This window comes from Pseudomonas sp. DNDY-54 (assembly GCF_019880365.1).
Classification (GTDB): domain Bacteria; phylum Pseudomonadota; class Gammaproteobacteria; order Pseudomonadales; family Pseudomonadaceae; genus Stutzerimonas; species Stutzerimonas stutzeri_P.
This window is the reverse complement of record NZ_CP082271.1, coordinates 615,832-632,621: the sequence shown is the minus strand read 5'-3', so window position 1 is coordinate 632,621 and position 16,790 is coordinate 615,832. Positions and strand designations below refer to the sequence as shown.

The following is a 16,790-nucleotide window of genomic DNA, read 5'->3' as shown; positions in this document are numbered from 1 at the left end:
CATGTATCTCTTGCGACTGGCCTTGGCGAGCCTGAACAACCGCCGCTTCACTGCCGTGCTCACCGTCTTCGCCATTGCCCTGTCGGTGTGCCTGTTGCTGGCCGTCGAGCGGGTGCGCACCGAAGCCCGCGCCAGCTTCGCCAGTACCATCAGTGGTACGGATCTGATCGTTGGAGCCCGCTCGGGCTCGGTGAACCTGCTGCTGTATTCGGTCTTCCGCATCGGCAACGCCACAAACAACATCCGCTGGGACAGCTTCGAACATTTCGCCCAGCACCCGCGGGTGAGCTGGGCAATCCCCATTTCGCTCGGCGACTCACATCGCGGCTATCGCGTCATGGGCACCAGTAGCAGCTACTTCGAGCACTACCGCTTCGGCCGCAAGCAACCTTTGCAAATGGCGGAAGGACGCCCCTTCGCCGATGACCCGTTCGAGGTGGTACTCGGTGCCGACGTCGCGCAGACGCTGCGCTATAAACTGAATGATGAGCTGGTCCTGGCGCACGGCGTCGCAACGGTCAGCCTGGTCAAACACGACGACAAGCCATTCCGGGTGGTTGGCATCCTGCAGCGAACCGGCACGCCCGTCGACCGCACGCTGCACATCAATCTGCAAGGCATGGAAGCACTGCACATCGACTGGCAGAACGGTATGCCTGCACGGGGCGCGGCGCGGATCGATGCCGACCAAGCACGTCAGCTGGACTTGCAGCCCAAACAGATCACCGCCTTTCTGCTCGGCCTGGACAGCAAGATTGCAACCTTTGCCGTGCAACGTGAAATCAACCAGCACCGCGGCGAACCGCTGCTGGCGATCCTGCCCGGGGTGGCGCTGCAGGAGCTCTGGAGCTTGATGGGGACCGCCGAAAAGGCGTTGTTCGTGGTATCGCTGTTCGTAGTGCTCACCGGGCTGATCGGCATGTTGACAGCGATCCTTACCAGCTTGAACGAACGGCGCCGGGAAATGGCCATCCTTCGCTCGGTCGGTGCCAGGCCCTGGCACATTGGCGGGCTGCTGGTGGCTGAGGCGTTCAGTCTGGCGCTCGCGGGGGTGCTGCTCGGGTTACTGCTGCTGTACCTCGCCATTGCCGTTGCCCAGACACCGCTACAAACCCACTATGGCCTTTATCTACCTCTTGCCTGGCCGAGCAGCTATGAGTGGTCGCTACTGGCGGCGATACTGCTAGTCGGCCTGTTGATGGGCAGCGTGCCTGCGTGGCGCGCCTACCGGCAATCACTCGCTGACGGCCTGTCGATACGACTCTGAGGATACCCATGCCACGCCTTTTGCTTGCCACGCTGCTCACCGTTGCGACGACCCTCGCCCACGGCGAGGTGCGTGAACTTCAATGGTCAGACCTGATTCCAGCGGACGCGCCGCCCCCACCATCGCCGGTGGCGATTCATGACATGTCACAGCTCGCCGACGTGCTCGCGGCCGAGAGCGGCCCTGCCGCGGCGCAGCAATCGCCTGCAGAACCGGTGGTGGAAGCGCTCGATGGTATTGAGGTGAAGCTGCCAGGCTACATCGTGCCGCTGGACATGAGCGAGGATGGGCGGGTAATGGAGTTCCTGCTCGTCCCCTATTTCGGGGCCTGCATCCACGTTCCTCCCCCCCCATCCAACCAGATCGTGCATGGGACCAGCGAGCTGGGTGTCAAGGTGGATGAGCTCTACCAGCCTTTCTGGATAGAGGGCCGCTTGAAGGTCGAACACGCCAGTAGCGAACTGGCCGAGGCGGGCTACCGTATGGATGCTCAAAAGATCTATTTCTACGAGATGGAGTGACCGGCTAGACATTAGCGGCAGGCTGCAAAATGACCCGCTAACGCCGAGGCTGGCGCCGCCTGGCATCTAACAGATATTGCTCAGGTCGCGGCCTTGCCAACACGCTTTACCGCTCAGCGCGCGCTGGCAACTTGACGCTCGCGTTCAAAGCTCAGCTCGCCTTCAGCCCACTCTCGCCAGGCGCGTACTTTGCGCCGCTCCGCGCCTGCACGCTCAGCCTGCTTCAGCGCCTCGAGTCCCGCCTGCCAGTGCGTTTGTTCCAGCTCCAACTGAGCCACGTTCAGCCAGAATTTGGCGCTGCCTGACTGGGCAGCCAGATCGCGGTAGATTCGCGCGGCAGCCGGGCGCTCGCGTGCCTGCCACCACAGCATCCCGAGCCGCTCGCGACGGGTAGCGTCGGCGGGCAGCAGGTTTGATTCGATCATCCCCTGCAGCAACTTCGCACCCTGCCATGGTTGCCCGGCAGCGCTCGCCAGCACGACCAGGTTGTCCAGCTCCGAGGCGTTGAAACGCACGCCCTTGGCGTGCGCCGCACGCAATGTCGCCAGCGCTTTGTCTTCTGCGCCAGCCATCTGCTGCAACCCGGCCAACTGACGCCAGGCCTTGGGCTGGTCCGGGTGGCGTACCAACAAACGGCGCTGCCACCGTTCGGCGGCCTCGTAGCGTTTCAATTCGGCGTTGCCGGCGACCAGGAACTGCAACCAGGTGTCGGCTGCCTGAGGGTTGGCCTGGACATAACGCTCGGCCAACGGTAACGCCTTACTGTGCTGGCCGAGGCCCTGGTAGGCCTGCACCAGCATCTGCAGTACGTCCTCGCTCGCCTGCTCAGGTGAGCCCAACAGGCTGACCACCTTGGCATAGCGGCGCTCGATCAGATTCAGCTTAGCCAGATTGACACGCTCGTTTGGCAGCATCGTCTCGTCGAGTTTCCCGCTGGCGATTGCCTTGTCGAGCAGCTCCAGCGCTTGACGGTTATCGCCCTCCGCCCAGGCCAGATAGGCCCGACTGCGCCATAGAAGCGCTTCTTCAAGGCTGCCTGGCTTTGCTTCAGCCTGCTTGAGGGCTCGATGTGCCGCGCCGTAGTCATTCTTTTCCTGCGCGCTCTGCGCACGTTCCAAGGCCTGGAACACGGCCGGATCGATGCTTTGTGCAGCATGAGTCGAGACAGCGAACAACAACGAGATCAATAACAGCAAACGTGGCATGTCAGCGTTCTCCTTGCAGGCGGAAATGCAGGGTTTTGACGGCCTCGCGCGATACCGCAGAACCGTTTTCGGTGCGCGGCGCGAAGCGCCAGCGGGCAGCTGCACGACGCGCTTCTCGATCGAATACGTTGCGTGGCGATGCCTCAAGAACCCGAATGTTCTCGACCCGACCCGCGGGCGTGATGGTAAACGCGAGTTTGATGTGCCCTTCGATGCCGCGCTGACGCGCCCGATACGGATACTCGGGACGCACATCATTGAGCGGCATGACTTCCTGCTCGGGACCGCCGGACCGCGAACCCTCGTCGGCTGCCGCGGGGGCTGCGGGCGGCGGGGTTGGCGTCGCGGCGGGCGCCGCCGCGGTCAGGCCGGTCAGGCTAGGCGCAGGCGCACTGGCAACGGCCATCCCGCTGTCGATGTTCGGCAATTGAAGATCGAGCTTCGGCAGGTTGGCGCTGGGCGTAGCCATGCTCGGAGTGGGCGGGGTCGGCGGCTGCGGCGTCTTTGGCTGGGGCGGCTGTGGCGCCTGCTGCCGTGAGCGTGTCGCGGTGCTTTCGTTACGGCTGTCCATGCGCACGAAGTTGGCGATCGCGACCGGATCGTCCGACACGTTGCTGCGCGGCGGATTGACCATGCTCAGCATCAAAGCAAACAGCAGCAGCGCTACCACGCAGGCGGCGATAAAGGACAACCCAACGCGGGTCAGTCCCCGTACCATTATTGAGCTCCCGAGCTGGCGGCAAGCGCAACATCCTGGACGCCGGCCTGCCGTGCCTGGTCCATAACCTGAACCACCAGTCCGGTCCGCGCGTCCTGATCGGCCTGAACCACCACAGCACCTTCCGGTTGGTCAACGCGCATACGCTCCACATGGGCGCGCACGCTGCGCACATCCACCGGCTGCTTGTCGATCCAGACCTGGCCGTCAGCGGTCACCGCGATGAGAATGTTGCCTTTGTCCTGCGCGCTGGCCGTGTCCGCCTGTGGACGCTGGACCTCGACCCCGGATTCCTTGATGAAGGAGCTGGTGACGATGAAGAAGATCAACATGATGAAGACCACGTCGAGCATCGGCGTCAGATCGATGCCCGTGTCTTCTTCCTGCTGATAATGATGGCGACGCATACGCATCCGGTAATCCTCAATCGTGACGCAGCTGGTCGGCCAGCCGGTCGAGAGCCTGGCGTGAAATACGTTCGAGACGCGCCAGGCTAAATAGTCCAGTGATGGCCAGTACCATGCCCGCCATGGTCGGCAGGGTTGCCTGCCAGACCCCGGCGGCCATGCCGCGGGGGTTGCCGGTGCCGTTGAGCGCCAGCACATCGAATACGGCAATCATGCCGCTGACGGTGCCGAGCAAGCCCAGCAACGGATACATCGCCACCAGCGTCTTGCTCATTCGCAGCGGGCCCGTGAGCTGCTGCTGCGCCTGAGCCAGCCAGGCGCTGCGCACTGCGCGTTGCCAGTTGCCGGGCTCATCGCCCAGCCGTGTCCAGGCTTCGCGGCGCGCCTCGACCCAGCGCGGGAATACCCGTCGCATGAACCACAAGCGCTCGAAGACCAGCGTCCAATAGAGCACGCACAAGGCGGCCAACGCCCACATGACCGCGCCGCCCGCAGCCATGAAATCGAGCAGCGAGTAGCCACTGTCGACGAGGCGCAGCCACTGCCCGTGCAGATCACTCACGACGTGGCGTCCCCGACAGATGCAGCGCGATAAGGCCCGCGCTCTGCTGTTCAAGCAGCTGAATCAGCGACTTGCTGCGGCTGGCCAGCAGGCTGTGCAGGAACAGCAGCGGAATCGCGACCACCAGGCCCAACACCGTGGTCACTAGCGCTTGGGAAATCCCATCGGCCATCAGCCGCGAGTCGCCGCCACCGCTCTGGGTGATGGCCTGAAACGTCACGATCATTCCGGTTACGGTGCCCAGCAAGCCAAGCAGCGGTGCAACGGCAGCCAGCAGCTTGAGCAGCGGCTGTCCGCGCTCCAGCGGCGGGGTTTCCTGGAGGATCGCCTCGTCCAGCTTGAGCTCGAGGGTCTCCAGATCGGACAGCTGCGGCTTGGGCCCGAGCACGCCGATGATGCGGCCCAGCGGATTGTCACCGCGTGGTTGATTGAGTTCGCGCATCTGACGGCCCACGGCGCGACTGACACCGGACAGATAGACCATCCGCCAGATGGCGAGCAGCAGGCCGATGGCGCCGAGCACCAGAATGACCCAACCGACCAGGCCGCCCTGTTGCACGCGGTCCCACAGCTGTGGCTGACGTTGTAACTGAGCCAGCAATGAGCCGCGGCTTGGATCGATCGGCAGCGTCGCCAGCGCATCGGTGCTACCCAGGTAATCGTTTACCTGATCCATACCGGATGGCTGGCGACTCGGAGTCAGCAGCTCACCGGCACCGCTTTCGTAGCGCAGGAAGGCATCATCGGTAAACGCCGAGAAACTGCCGACACGGAGGACCGACTGCACGCTGCGCTGGCCATCAACGCCCACGACAGGCAAGTCAACCCGCTCGACCCGGCCGCTGGCGGCAAGGTCTTCAAGCAGCATCATCCAGAAGCTGTCCAGATCTTCCGCTGAAGGCAGCTCACGGCTTTCGGCTAATGCTTTGAGTCGCTCGAGCCGGTCGGGGAACTGCGCATTGAGCAGGCTATCCTCCCACTGCCCGGCAATATCGCCGGCGCTCTGACGCACCACGCCGAACAGCTCGCCGAGATGGCCAACACGCTGTGCCAAAAGCTTTTCCTGCTCGGCCAGCTCGGCTTCTTGACGGTCGAACTCGGCTTTCAACCGCTCGGCTTCGGCTTTCTGCTGTTCCAGCGCGGCGTTGGCACGCGCCAGCAGCTGTGCCTGCTCGCTGCGATTCTGAACAAAAGCCTGTTCGCGCGCCTGCATCGCGTCGACCTCCGCCGCGCGTTCACTGCGAATGCGCTGTAACAACTGGTCAGGGGTCAATGGCTCTGCCGCCTGAGCCAGAGCTGGCAATAGCCCGATTAATAGCAAAGTCAGCAAGCGGCTCATTGTGCAGCCTCCTTGGCCAGCGTATTCACGGGTAGTTCCAGCCAGGTGGGCGCCTGCTGTTGCCGAGCAATGGCGATGGCTTTGGTGATTGGTCGGCGAGCGCCACCGTCGAGCACTTCCCAGGCTTGGGACTGAGGGTTCCACCAGCCGCTCACATGAGCATCTAGGGTCTGGTAATACAGCATGGTTCGACCCAGGCGGAGAAACTCGACGCTACGGCTGCCGCCTTCGGTGGGCAGCTCGCCCCGCCAGGCTTCCAGCGTTCGGCCGTAATCACTCTCGATCTGATAGGCCTCAAGAATTCGCCGGTATTTCTCGGCCAAACTGACATCGGCGCGAGCCTGCATGTCCTGCAGACTGGCCAGACGGTCTGCGCGCTCGTCTGGCAGAAATGGCAGATCAGCGGCGATGAACTCCTCGAGCACTTCAACCATCCGCCCCATCTGTGGCGCAACGGCTTCCTGGGTGCGCTCGATGCTATCCAGCTGACGCTGAAAACCATCAAGTTCCTTGCGCTGCCCCGCGGTGAGCTGAGTCAGCTGCTCGTTATAGGCTTTCAATGCCTCGGCCTGCTGCACTGCACTGCGGTAGTCATTGAGCATCTGCCGGGTGGCGTCATCGAGCTGTTCGATGCGCGCTTGCGACGCCTTCGCCTCAGCGGCCAGACGCTGACTTTCTTCGAGCGCGGCATCCAACGGGGCTGCATGAAGCTGCACGCAGCATGGCAGCACGGCGACCGCCAGGAGGCGGGGAATAAGGGCTTGCATTGATGGGTCCTTGCAGACGAAGGGTCAAACTCGAAAGAGAAACATTATCATCTAGATGCACAAAGGAAGGCAACCCGGGCAATACGTCGCAGCCCCTTCAAACCGGAGCGTTTCGTTGAGCTGGATCAAAATCGAGGAAGCGCCGCGCCCTACCATGGTCACCAGTCGCAACACATCATGTCTGGATGGAGTTCCATTATGCGCAAGACCCTCTTTACCGCGTCCGTGCTGGCCGTAGCCCTCGCCGCCCCTTTCGCTCAGGCCCATCAGGCTGGTGATGTGATTCTGCGTGCCGGTGCCATTACTGTTGATCCGCGCGAGGACAGCGGTGAAGTCAGTGCCGGAGCCACTACGTTTGATGGCAGCCAAGCCACCCTGGATAGCGATACGCAACTCGGGTTGAACTTCGCGTATATGGTTACTGACAACGTAGGTATTGAGTTGCTAGCAGCCACGCCATTTAGCCATGACGTCGGAGTGAAAGGCGTGGCGCAGGGCATCGATGGGAAGCTAGGCAGCCTGAAACATTTGCCACCGACACTGAGCATCGTCTATTACCCGCTCGACAAGAGTTCATCCTTCCAGCCGTATGTCGGCGCGGGCATCAACTACACGTGGTTCTTCGATACCAAGCTAAGCAGTTCCGCCGACCAAGTCTTTGACGGCTTTGACGTTCAGGATTCGTGGGGAGTGGCTGCTCAGGTCGGCATGGATTACATGCTGACAGACAGCATCATGCTCAACGCGCAGGTTCGATACATTGATATTGACACCACCGGCACCACCTACCTAGGTGACAGTAAAGTGAAGGTCGATATCGACGTAGACCCAATGGTCTACATGGTCGGCCTCGGCTACAAATTCTGACGAACCCAGCATTTCGCCGGATCGCAGGTATGACAAAGGCGCCCTAGGGCGCCTTTGCTTTTCTACTTTTTTAATGCCCCAACAGCGTTGCCAGCCCCGTACGCATATCCGTAGCGGGCTCAGGCAGACGGAAACGCTGCAACAACCGCGTATTATCCGCGCGCGAATGGCGGATATCGCCGCCGCGGGCTTGCCCGTAGGTCACGGGTGGCAGCGCACCCAAGACGTCGCCGATTGCCGCCAGCAATTCATTCAAGCTGGTCGCGCGGTTCAGTCCCACGTTAACCGCACCCGCCTCGGCGACAGCGCTCTCAAGCGCTTGAAGCAGAATCTCCACCAGATCGCCGACATATAAAAAGTCGCGGGTTTGCTCGCCATCGCCAAACACGGCGATCGGTAGCCCCTGTTGCGCGCGCTGCGTGAAGATGCTGATCACGCCCGAGTAGGGCGAAGACGGATCCTGTCGCGGCCCGTAGATATTGAAGAAGCGAAACACCACCGGATCAAGTCCATGCTGGCGCCGATAGAAGTCGAGGTAGTGTTCGCTGGCCAGCTTATCCGCCGCGTACGGCGTCAGTGGGGCTTTCGGAACGTCTTCGTCGATGGCCTGACCTTCGCCATTGTTTCCATAGACGGCCGCGCTAGAAGCAAAGACCACCCTCCGCACGCCGGCTTCACGCATCGCTTCGCACAGGTTCAGCGTACCCACGAAATTACTCTGGTGAGTACCTACAGGATCGTCAACTGAGGCTTGCACCGAAGCCACCGCCGCCAGATGCACCACGGCGCCGCACCCCAGAACAGCACGACGCACTAGCTGCGCATCTGCCACATCACCCTCGACAAACTCCACATTGGCACTGGTGGGCAAGTTACTTCGCTTGCCGGTGGACAGATTATCGAGCACCCGCACCGAATAGCCGCGAGCCACAAGGGCATCGACCAGATTGGAGCCGATGAAGCCAGCCCCTCCGGTGACCAGAATCGGTGAATCACCCATGACGGTAGTATCGCTCCAGCAGGCTCGGCAGCCCCGTGCGCCAGGCACGCGGCTTGATGCCGAATGTATTGAAGATTTTTCTGCAGGCCAGCACGCCATGCTGTGGCTCGTCTGCCGCATCCGGGCAGGCGGCGTGAGCGACCGGGGTGAGACGATCAATCGTCAGCTGGCGATGGCGCCCCGCCTCGGCGAGCAATGCCTGCCCCACCACCAACGGCGTGGACGCCTCGTGCCCGCCGTAATGATAGGTTCCCCAAAGGGGCGCGTGGCAATCCAGCTGCTTCAGCACGGCCAGGATGACCCGCGCGGCATCCTCGACTGGTGTTGGGTTGCCGCGACGATCATCAGCGAGACACAACTCGTCGCTGCCTTCGAGGCGTTGAAGGAAACGCCCCAGCAACCCATCGGAACTGTCGTCGAGCAGCCATCCGAAACGAAGCAGGACATGCCGAGGGCAAAGCGCGCGAACGCTCTGTTCCATACGGCAGAGCGCACGACTGCGCGCATCCAGCGGTGCGACCTCATCCTTCTCGCTGTAAGCGGTTGTCCGAGCACCGTCGAATACCCGGTAGCTGGACGGCTGCATCAGCATGAACTGATGGTGCTGGCATAGCTCCGCCAGCCGTTCTACCGCCCGCTCTTGCTTGGCCAGCACCGCGTCATCGACGTGCCCGCTCTGGAACCAGTCGAAATAGTACGCAAGGTTGATCACGACATCCGGACGGTTGTCGTCGAGTAGATTCGTAAGACTTGGCGCATCCCAGCCCTGATCGGGCGGACGCGGGGCGAGGAAGCCGATGTCTTCCTCGGCGCCCAGGCGGATAAGCGCCTGACCCAGGGCATTACCGCCGCCCAACAGCATCAGGCGCATTCGCATGGAGAAAACTCTAGAACGGGATATCGTCGTCGAAGCTGTCGTAGTCCGGAGCCGGCTGCTGGGCAGGCTGCGGCTGAGACTGCGGGCGTGACTGCTGTTGCGGCTGCGACTCACGCTGCGGGCGCGGCTGCGACTGCCGTGGAGCGTCATCGGAACTACCACCACGACCCCCGAGCAGCTGCATGGTTCCGCCCATGTCGACCACGATCTCGGTGGTGTAACGTTTCACGCCATCTTTTTCCCACTCGCGCGTCTGCAGACGACCTTCGATATAACACTGCGAGCCCTTTCGTAGGTACTCGCCGGCAATCTCGGCAACCTTTCCGAACAGCACGACACGATGCCACTCGGTGCGCTCCTGCTGCTGGCCGGTCTGCTTGTCTTTCCAGCTGTCGGTCGTGGCCAGCGTGATGTTGGTCACCGCATTGCCATTGGGCATGTAGCGGGTTTCCGGGTCGCCGCCGACATTGCCGATCAAGATGACTTTATTCACCCCTCTGGCCATGGGTAACTCCTTCGATTGAACATAGTTTGGGTTGGCTCATTGGAGAGAATCCCCGCAAACCGGGAAAATGCCAATGACCGTGAATCTTACCTTACCGCCCCCCCTCGGCCAACCGGCGCGACCTCCGGCGGTGGAACAGTAGACGCTACAAAGCGGCATTCACGCTCAGCGAAAAGCCCGCATCAGGCGACCAGCCGATCGAGAGCGGCCCGATCCAGGGCCTGCATGTCGACCTTGACATAGGCGGCCAACTCCTCAGGAATCACCACGGCGTCCGACACACCCTGAACCGCGAGCATGTGCTCGGCCAGGGCAGGATTGCGCACCGCGTCGACCGACAATGGCAGCCGCAGGCCCGTCACGTAAGGCGGCTCGCGCATACCGAAGGTTGCCAGCAGCCACAGCACGCACAGCGCCGCACATCCTCCGAAAACCAGCGCCAGCCCACCCTGCTGATAGAACCAGCCGCCAAGAACGCCACCGATGCCGGCACCCAGAAACTGGCTAGTGGAATAAACGCCCATGGCCGTGCCCTTGCCGCCAGCCGGCGCCACTTTGCTGATCAAGGACGGCAACGATGCCTCCAGCAGGTTGAAGGCGATAAAGAACACGACCATGCCGCCGACCAGCGTCCACAGCCCGCTGCCGAACCACCAGAAGAACAATTCGGTGCACAGCAATACGACCACCGCACCCAGCACGACCCGCCTCATCTGACGCTTCTTCTCGCCATAAATGATGAAAGGCACCATGCCGAAGAATCCAACCACCAGCGCCGTCAGGTATACCCACCAATGCTCATCCCGAGGCAAGGCCGCCTCATTCACCAACGCCAGCGGCAGGGCAACGAAACTGGCCATGAGGATGGCATGCAGCGCCAGAATGCTGAAATCCAGACGCAACAGGTCAGGATGCCGAAGGGTGGCGCCGAGCGCCTGCTTGGCCACACCGGACTCGCGATGGCGCAGATGCTGGTGCGCACGCGGTAGCGTAGCGACCACGACGCCGCCCAGCAGCGCCATACCGGCCGTGGTCCAGAACAGGCCGGACAGACCGAACGCACGAGTCAGCAGTGGGCCGACGATCATCGCCACCGCAAAGGAAACGCCGATGCTCATGCCAATCATGGCCATCGCCTTGGTGCGATGCTGCTCGCGGGTAAGGTCCGACAGCAACGCCATTACCGCAGCAGAAATAGCCCCGGCGCCCTGCAGAACACGACCGGCTACGACGCCCCAGATTGAATCGGCTGTCGCGGCCAGTACGGCACCGGCTGCGAAGATCAACAGGCCGAAATAGATCACCGGCAACCGACCGATTCGATCTGAAAGCATGCCGAACGGAATTTGTAGCAACGCCTGGGTCAAACCATAAGCACCGATAGCGAGACCGATCAGCGCGGGTGTCGCGCCCTGCAGTTCCATGCCATAGGTCGCCAATACAGGCAGAACCATGAACATGCCAAGCATGCGAAACGCGAAAACCAGGGCCAGCCCGGACGCTGCGCGGGTTTCTCTGGCGCTCATGCGCTCGCTGTAAGGATCCTGCATGTGGGGTCTCGCTTGAATTAACCGGCGGCGATTCTAGCAGTCATCACCTGCTCGGCACAGGCTCGCCGCTTTGGCGAGATGTCGCCGCTGGCCGTATACTTTCGGGTTTTCGCCCGCCATGCGAGGCTGCTTTGGACAAGATTCTGATTCGTGGGGCTCGGACCCACAACCTGAAAAACATCGATCTGACGCTGCCACGCGACAAGCTGATCGTCATCACGGGCCTATCGGGCTCCGGCAAGTCCTCACTGGCCTTCGATACGCTTTATGCCGAAGGGCAACGCCGATACGTCGAATCACTCTCGGCGTACGCGCGCCAGTTTCTCTCGATGATGGAAAAGCCGGACGTCGACACGATTGAAGGGCTCTCTCCAGCCATTTCAATCGAGCAGAAGTCGACGTCACACAACCCTCGTTCTACCGTCGGCACCATCACCGAGATTTACGATTACCTGCGCTTGCTCTATGCCCGCGTGGGCACGCCGCGCTGCCCCGACCACGATGCGCCGCTGGAGGCGCAGACGGTGAGCCAGATGGTCGATCAGGTCCTCGCATTGCCGGAAGGCCGCAAGCTGATGCTGCTCGCCCCGGTCATCCGGGAACGCAAGGGCGAGCACCTGGCGGTATTTGATGAGCTGCGTGCGCAAGGTTTCGTACGGGCAAGGGTCAACGGACGGCTGTACGAGCTAGACGAGCTGCCAAAACTGGACAAGCAGAAGAAGCATTCCATTGATGTTGTGGTGGATCGCTTCAAAGTTCGCAGCGACCTTCAACAGCGTCTTGCTGAATCTTTCGAAACCGCGCTGAAGCTCGCTGATGGCATCGCCCTGGTCGCGTCGATGGAAGAGGAACAGCAGAGCGAGGAGATGATTTTTTCTGCCCGCTTCGCCTGCCCGATCTGCGGGCACTCGATCAGTGAGCTCGAGCCCAAGCTGTTCTCGTTCAACAATCCGGCCGGAGCGTGCCCGACGTGCGACGGCCTGGGTGTCAAACAGTTCTTCGATGCCAAGCGTCTGGTCAATGGCGAGCTGACCTTGGCCGAAGGCGCTATTCGCGGCTGGGATCGGCGCAACGTGTATTACTTTCAGATGCTCGGCTCGCTCGCGTCGCATTATGGTTTCAGTCTCGACGAGCCGTTCGACGCCCTGCCGGCTGAGCAGCAGAAGGTGGTGCTGCGCGGCAGTGGCAAGGCGAATGTCGACTTCCGCTATCTCAACGACCGCGGCGATATCGTCAAACGCTCTCACCCTTTCGAAGGCATCATTCCTAACCTCGAACGCCGCTACCGGGAGACCGAGTCCAATTCGGTACGGGAGGAACTGGCCAAATACCTCAGCACTCAGCCCTGCCCGGAGTGCCGTGGCACCCGGTTGCGCCGCGAGGCCCGTCACGTGTGGGTCGGCGACAAGACCCTGCCGGCCGTCACCGGCTTGCCCATTGGCGATGCTACCGAGTATTTCGCAGCGCTCTCGCTGCCCGGTCGCCGCGGCGAGATTGCCGACAAGATCCTCAAGGAAATTTGCGAACGCCTGCAGTTTCTGGTCAATGTCGGCCTCGATTACCTGACGCTGGACCGCAGCGCGGACACCCTCTCAGGCGGCGAAGCTCAGCGCATTCGCCTGGCCAGTCAGATTGGCGCGGGGTTGGTCGGCGTCATGTACATCCTCGATGAACCCTCAATCGGATTGCATCAGCGTGACAATGAACGCCTGCTCGGCACCCTTCGGCACCTGCGCGACATCGGCAATACGGTAATCGTCGTCGAACACGACGAAGACGCTATTCGTCTGGCCGACTACGTAGTCGACATCGGTCCGGGCGCCGGGGTACACGGCGGCCAAATCGTTGCCGAAGGCACGCCCGACGAAGTGATGAGCAATCCAGCCTCTCTGACGGGCGGTTACCTTTCAGGGCGGGTGAAAATCGTCTATCCGGAACGGCGCACGCCGCGCGACGCTGATAAGTTACTGAGGCTCAAAGGCGCGCGCGGGAACAACCTGCGTAACGTTGATCTCGAGATCCCGGTCGGGCTGCTCACCTGCATAACCGGGGTGTCCGGCTCAGGTAAGTCGACCTTGATCAACAACACGCTCTTCCCGATCACGGCAACTGCACTTAACGGCGCAACCACTCTCGAGGTCGCGGCCCATGACTCGTTTGACGGCCTGCAGCATCTGGACAAGGTTGTAGACATTGACCAGAGCCCGATCGGCCGAACGCCGCGCTCAAACCCCGCCACATACACCGGCTTATTTACGCCAATTCGCGAACTGTTCGCCGGCGTGCCGGAAGCGCGATCCCGCGGTTACGGCCCAGGGCGCTTCTCCTTCAACGTGAAGGGCGGCCGCTGCGAAGCGTGCCAAGGCGACGGCGTCATCAAGGTAGAAATGCATTTCCTACCTGACATATACGTGCCTTGCGACGTCTGCAAAGGCAAGCGCTACAACCGCGAGACACTGGAGGTGAAATACAAAGGCAAGAGCATCACCGAAGTGCTCGACATGACTATCGAGGAGGCGCGGGACTTCTTCGATCCAGTACCCGCTGTGGCGCGTAAGCTGCAGACGCTGATGGACGTGGGCCTTTCCTATATCAAGCTGGGGCAGAGCGCCACGACCTTGTCCGGCGGCGAGGCACAACGGGTAAAGCTCTCGCGTGAGCTTTCAAAGCGGGATACCGGCAAGACGCTGTACATTCTGGACGAACCTACTACCGGCCTGCACTTCGCGGACATCCAGCAGCTGCTTGATGTGTTGCACAGGCTGCGCGATCACGGCAACACGGTAGTTGTCATCGAGCACAACCTTGACGTTATTAAGACGGCTGATTGGCTGGTAGACCTTGGGCCTGAAGGCGGCTCGAAAGGTGGGCAAATTATCGCGACGGGTACGCCGGAGGACGTTGCTGCAATGCCGCAGTCGCATACCGGGCATTTTCTGAAACCGTTGCTTACGCGCGACAGAAGCTGACGCCGAGAGCGAGGAAACGGATTTCCTCGTTTTTACCTGCTTTAGATAGCCACGGCGCGGCGAGCTACAATTGTCCACAAGATCGCCGTATCGAGAAAAACCTTCCCCGTGGCTGCTCAGTCCTAACCGACGAGCAACGCCATCACTTATCCGCAACAAAAAGCCCGCAGTAAACCGCGGACTTTTTTACAGCGATGTAGTCAGGCTAAGGCTTCTTCGACCGGAAGATCCAATGCTCCTGCGACACCCGCACCGTAAGCCGGATCGGCCAGGTAGCAGTGCCTGATATGGCGCAGCTTGATGTGCCGTGCTGCATCACCCATCGCGCGCGCAGTGTTGCCGAACAGCCGTTGCTGCTCATCCGCTTTCATCAGCCGAAAAAGATCACCCGGTTGTGTGAAGTAGTCAGCATCGTCTAGGCGGAAGTCATAGCGGGCTCCAGGACCTTCGAGCGCCAAAGGCGGCTCACTGAAGTCTGGCTGCTGCTGCCATTCGCCGTAGGTATTCGGCTCGTAGTGGAGGCGACCGCCGTGATTGCCATCGACCCGCATCGCACCGTCGCGATGGAAACTGTGCACTGGGCAGCGAGGCGCGTTAACCGGAATCTGGTGGTGGTTCACACCCAACCGATAGCGCTGCGCATCGCCATAGGAGAACAGTCTCCCTTGCAACATGCGATCCGGCGAAAAGCTTATCCCGGGAACCACGTTAGCTGGAGTAAACGCAGCCTGCTCAACATCCTGGAAGTAATTGTCGGCATTACGGTTGAGTTCGTAGTAACCGACTTCGATCAACGGGTAATCCTTCTTCGACCAAACCTTGGTCAGGTCAAACGGATGGAAGCGATAGGTCGCAGCCTCAGCTTCCGGCATCACCTGGATGTACATGGTCCAGCGCGGATAGTCGCCACGCTCAATGGCCTCGAAGAGGTCGCGCTGCGAGCTCTCCCGGTCACCAGCGACTATCGCGGCAGCTTCCGCGTCCGTGAGGTTCTTGATGCCTTGCTGGGTGCGGAAATGGAATTTGACCCAGTAGCGCTGATTGTCGGAACTGATAAAGCTGTACGTGTGCGAGCCGAAGCCGTGCATGTGCCGGTAAGACGCTGGGATCCCGCGATCACCCATCACGTAAGTGATTTGATGCAGCGCCTCGGGCAGACCGGTCCAAAAGTCCCAGTTGTTGTTTGCGTTTCGCATGTTCGTACGCGGGTCGCGCTTGACCGCATGGTTCAGGTCCGGGAACTTAAGCGGATCCCGGAAGAAGAAGACCGGCGTGTTGTTGCCCACCATGTCCCAGTTGCCCTGCTCGGTATAGAACTTCAGTGCGTAACCCCGAATGTCACGCTCGGCGTCTGCCGCGCCGCGTTCACCGGCCACAGTGGAGAATCGCGCAAACATTGGCGTCTTTTTGCCAACCTCGGAAAAGACCGCTGCCTTGGTATAGCACGTGATGTCATGAGTGACCACGAACTCGCCGAAGGCGCCAGAGCCCTTCGCATGCATACGCCGCTCCGGAATCACCTCTCGATCGAAATGCGCAAGCTTTTCAAGGAACCAGACGTCCTGCAGCAACATGGGACCGCGAGGACCGGCGGTCATGGAATTCTGATTTTCGGCTACCGGCGCACCTGCAACGGAAGTCAACTTGGGTTTATCAGTCATATGAAGCTCCTTGAGCGGGCTGACCGCACTTACTTCTTGCCGGCTAGCCGGCGGTACGAGGGCCATCATAGGAACTGAAGCGAACCGGGACCAATGCGTTGAATCAACGCAGGCCATAGAAAATTTTGGATATAAAAAAACCGAGCCCTAGGGCTCGGTTCCTTTTGCCAAAAAGCCGGAGCTTATTCGGCTGCTTCCACTTCACCGGTAACCGGACGGTCAACCAGCTCAACGTAAGCCATAGGTGCATTGTCTCCAGCGCGGAAACCGCACTTGAGAATGCGAAGATAACCGCCCTGACGGGTGGCGTAACGCGGGCCCAGATCATTGAACAGCTTGCCAACGATAGCCTTCGAGCGTGTGCGGTCGAAAGCCAGGCGACGATTGGCGACGCTGTCTTCCTTGGCCAGGGTGATCAGCGGCTCGGCAACGCGACGCAGTTCCTTGGCCTTGGGCAGGGTTGTTTTGATCAGTTCGTGCTCGAACAGCGACACCGCCATGTTCTGAAACATGGCCTTACGGTGAGCGCTTGTGCGGCTGAGATGACGGCCACTTTTACGATGACGCATGATTGA

16 protein-coding genes are annotated in these 16,790 nt (G+C 61.0%); 4 read left to right on the top strand and 12 right to left on the bottom strand.

Annotation, left to right across the window (positions count from 1 at the left end):
* The first annotated feature begins 1 nt into the window (after window position 1).
* The gene (locus K4O48_RS03055; protein ID WP_222910678.1) at window positions 2-1,267 is read left to right on the top strand and encodes an ABC transporter permease; all 1,266 of its coding nucleotides are present in this window, start codon (window positions 2-4) and stop codon (window positions 1,265-1,267) included.
* An 8-nt stretch (window positions 1,268-1,275) separates the two neighbouring features.
* Complete coding sequence (locus K4O48_RS03050; RefSeq protein ID WP_222910677.1) at window positions 1,276-1,788, top strand: DUF3299 domain-containing protein; 513 nt, start codon at window positions 1,276-1,278, stop codon at window positions 1,786-1,788.
* Between the two features lie 113 nt (window positions 1,789-1,901).
* On the opposite strand, the gene K4O48_RS03045 is transcribed toward K4O48_RS03050, so the two are convergent.
* The 6 genes from K4O48_RS03045 to K4O48_RS03020 are packed head-to-tail and all read right to left on the bottom strand — an operon-like array spanning window position 1,902 to window position 6,786.
* Entirely contained in the window at window positions 1,902-2,993 is a 1,092-nt protein-coding gene (locus tag K4O48_RS03045; RefSeq protein ID WP_222910676.1) for a tetratricopeptide repeat protein, read from the bottom strand.
* 1 nt (window position 2,994) lies between these two features.
* A complete protein-coding gene (locus K4O48_RS03040) occupies window positions 2,995-3,711 on the bottom strand; it encodes a TonB family protein (protein ID WP_222910675.1) in 717 nt (238 codons plus the stop codon).
* Window positions 3,711-4,124 carry a biopolymer transporter ExbD gene (locus K4O48_RS03035; protein WP_222910674.1) on the bottom strand — a complete coding sequence of 138 codons (414 nt, stop codon included), beginning with the start codon at window positions 4,122-4,124 and terminating at the stop codon, window positions 3,711-3,713. The genes K4O48_RS03040 and K4O48_RS03035 overlap by 1 nt, the downstream gene beginning before the upstream one ends.
* Window positions 4,125-4,134: 10 nt before the next feature.
* Complete coding sequence (locus K4O48_RS03030; RefSeq protein ID WP_392569588.1) at window positions 4,135-4,617, bottom strand: MotA/TolQ/ExbB proton channel family protein; 483 nt, start codon at window positions 4,615-4,617, stop codon at window positions 4,135-4,137.
* A gap of 55 nt (window positions 4,618-4,672) precedes the next feature.
* On the bottom strand, window positions 4,673-6,019 hold the full coding sequence (locus tag K4O48_RS03025) for a MotA/TolQ/ExbB proton channel family protein (protein ID WP_222910672.1): 1,347 nt from the start codon (window positions 6,017-6,019) through the stop codon (window positions 4,673-4,675).
* Complete coding sequence (locus tag K4O48_RS03020) at window positions 6,016-6,786, bottom strand: DUF3450 domain-containing protein (protein ID WP_222910671.1); 771 nt, start codon at window positions 6,784-6,786, stop codon at window positions 6,016-6,018. Before K4O48_RS03020 ends, K4O48_RS03025 begins: the two co-directional genes overlap by 4 nt.
* Window positions 6,787-6,984: 198 nt before the next feature.
* Between K4O48_RS03020 and K4O48_RS03015 the strand changes: the two genes are divergently transcribed.
* Window positions 6,985-7,653, top strand: coding sequence for an OmpW/AlkL family protein (locus K4O48_RS03015; protein ID WP_222910670.1), 669 nt, complete (start codon window positions 6,985-6,987; stop codon window positions 7,651-7,653).
* A gap of 70 nt (window positions 7,654-7,723) precedes the next feature.
* Here K4O48_RS03015 and K4O48_RS03010 read toward each other — a convergent pair whose 3' ends face one another.
* From K4O48_RS03010 to K4O48_RS02995, 4 genes are all read right to left on the bottom strand, one after another.
* Window positions 7,724-8,653 (bottom strand): NAD-dependent epimerase/dehydratase family protein, encoded by a 930-nt coding sequence (locus tag K4O48_RS03010; protein WP_222910669.1) that lies wholly within the window; start codon window positions 8,651-8,653, stop codon window positions 7,724-7,726.
* Window positions 8,646-9,530: a sugar nucleotide-binding protein gene (locus tag K4O48_RS03005; RefSeq protein WP_222910668.1), complete on the bottom strand. Its 885-nt coding sequence runs from the start codon at window positions 9,528-9,530 to the stop codon at window positions 8,646-8,648. Before K4O48_RS03005 ends, K4O48_RS03010 begins: the two co-directional genes overlap by 8 nt.
* A gap of 10 nt (window positions 9,531-9,540) precedes the next feature.
* Window positions 9,541-10,035 (bottom strand): single-stranded DNA-binding protein, encoded by a 495-nt coding sequence (locus K4O48_RS03000; protein WP_025240359.1) that lies wholly within the window; start codon window positions 10,033-10,035, stop codon window positions 9,541-9,543.
* Between the two features lie 182 nt (window positions 10,036-10,217).
* On the bottom strand, window positions 10,218-11,585 hold the full coding sequence (locus K4O48_RS02995; protein ID WP_222910667.1) for an MFS transporter: 1,368 nt from the start codon (window positions 11,583-11,585) through the stop codon (window positions 10,218-10,220).
* A 131-nt stretch (window positions 11,586-11,716) separates the two neighbouring features.
* Between K4O48_RS02995 and uvrA the strand changes: the two genes are divergently transcribed.
* Window positions 11,717-14,554: an excinuclease ABC subunit UvrA gene (uvrA, locus tag K4O48_RS02990; RefSeq protein WP_222910666.1), complete on the top strand. Its 2,838-nt coding sequence runs from the start codon at window positions 11,717-11,719 to the stop codon at window positions 14,552-14,554.
* Window positions 14,555-14,754: 200 nt separating this feature from the next.
* Here uvrA and K4O48_RS02985 read toward each other — a convergent pair whose 3' ends face one another.
* Both K4O48_RS02985 and rplQ read right to left on the bottom strand, forming a co-directional pair.
* Window positions 14,755-16,215 carry a catalase gene (locus tag K4O48_RS02985; protein ID WP_222910665.1) on the bottom strand — a complete coding sequence of 487 codons (1,461 nt, stop codon included), beginning with the start codon at window positions 16,213-16,215 and terminating at the stop codon, window positions 14,755-14,757.
* 182 nt (window positions 16,216-16,397) lie between these two features.
* Window positions 16,398-16,784 carry a 50S ribosomal protein L17 gene (gene rplQ, locus K4O48_RS02980; protein ID WP_019339959.1) on the bottom strand — a complete coding sequence of 129 codons (387 nt, stop codon included), beginning with the start codon at window positions 16,782-16,784 and terminating at the stop codon, window positions 16,398-16,400.
* Window positions 16,785-16,790: the final 6 nt, after the last annotated feature.

Excerpts from the sequence above, each read along its gene's own strand:
- K4O48_RS03055 (WP_222910678.1), top strand. The coding sequence starts at position 2 with ATGTATCTCTTGCGACTGGCCTTGGCGAGCCTGAACAACCGCCGCTTC.
- K4O48_RS03050 (WP_222910677.1), top strand. The coding sequence starts at position 1,276 with ATGCCACGCCTTTTGCTTGCCACGCTGCTCACCGTTGCGACGACCCTC.
- K4O48_RS03045 (WP_222910676.1), bottom strand. The coding sequence starts at position 2,993 with ATGCCACGTTTGCTGTTATTGATCTCGTTGTTGTTCGCTGTCTCGACT.
- K4O48_RS03040 (WP_222910675.1), bottom strand. The coding sequence starts at position 3,711 with ATGGTACGGGGACTGACCCGCGTTGGGTTGTCCTTTATCGCCGCCTGC.
- K4O48_RS03035 (WP_222910674.1), bottom strand. The coding sequence starts at position 4,124 with ATGCGTATGCGTCGCCATCATTATCAGCAGGAAGAAGACACGGGCATC.
- K4O48_RS03030 (WP_392569588.1), bottom strand. The coding sequence starts at position 4,617 with ATGGCTGCGGGCGGCGCGGTCATGTGGGCGTTGGCCGCCTTGTGCGTG.
- K4O48_RS03025 (WP_222910672.1), bottom strand. The coding sequence starts at position 6,019 with ATGAGCCGCTTGCTGACTTTGCTATTAATCGGGCTATTGCCAGCTCTG.
- K4O48_RS03020 (WP_222910671.1), bottom strand. The coding sequence starts at position 6,786 with ATGCAAGCCCTTATTCCCCGCCTCCTGGCGGTCGCCGTGCTGCCATGC.
- K4O48_RS03015 (WP_222910670.1), top strand. The coding sequence starts at position 6,985 with ATGCGCAAGACCCTCTTTACCGCGTCCGTGCTGGCCGTAGCCCTCGCC.
- K4O48_RS03010 (WP_222910669.1), bottom strand. The coding sequence starts at position 8,653 with ATGGGTGATTCACCGATTCTGGTCACCGGAGGGGCTGGCTTCATCGGC.
- K4O48_RS03005 (WP_222910668.1), bottom strand. The coding sequence starts at position 9,530 with ATGCGAATGCGCCTGATGCTGTTGGGCGGCGGTAATGCCCTGGGTCAG.
- K4O48_RS03000 (WP_025240359.1), bottom strand. The coding sequence starts at position 10,035 with ATGGCCAGAGGGGTGAATAAAGTCATCTTGATCGGCAATGTCGGCGGC.
- K4O48_RS02995 (WP_222910667.1), bottom strand. The coding sequence starts at position 11,585 with ATGCAGGATCCTTACAGCGAGCGCATGAGCGCCAGAGAAACCCGCGCA.
- K4O48_RS02985 (WP_222910665.1), bottom strand. The coding sequence starts at position 16,215 with ATGACTGATAAACCCAAGTTGACTTCCGTTGCAGGTGCGCCGGTAGCC.
- rplQ (WP_019339959.1), bottom strand. The coding sequence starts at position 16,784 with ATGCGTCATCGTAAAAGTGGCCGTCATCTCAGCCGCACAAGCGCTCAC.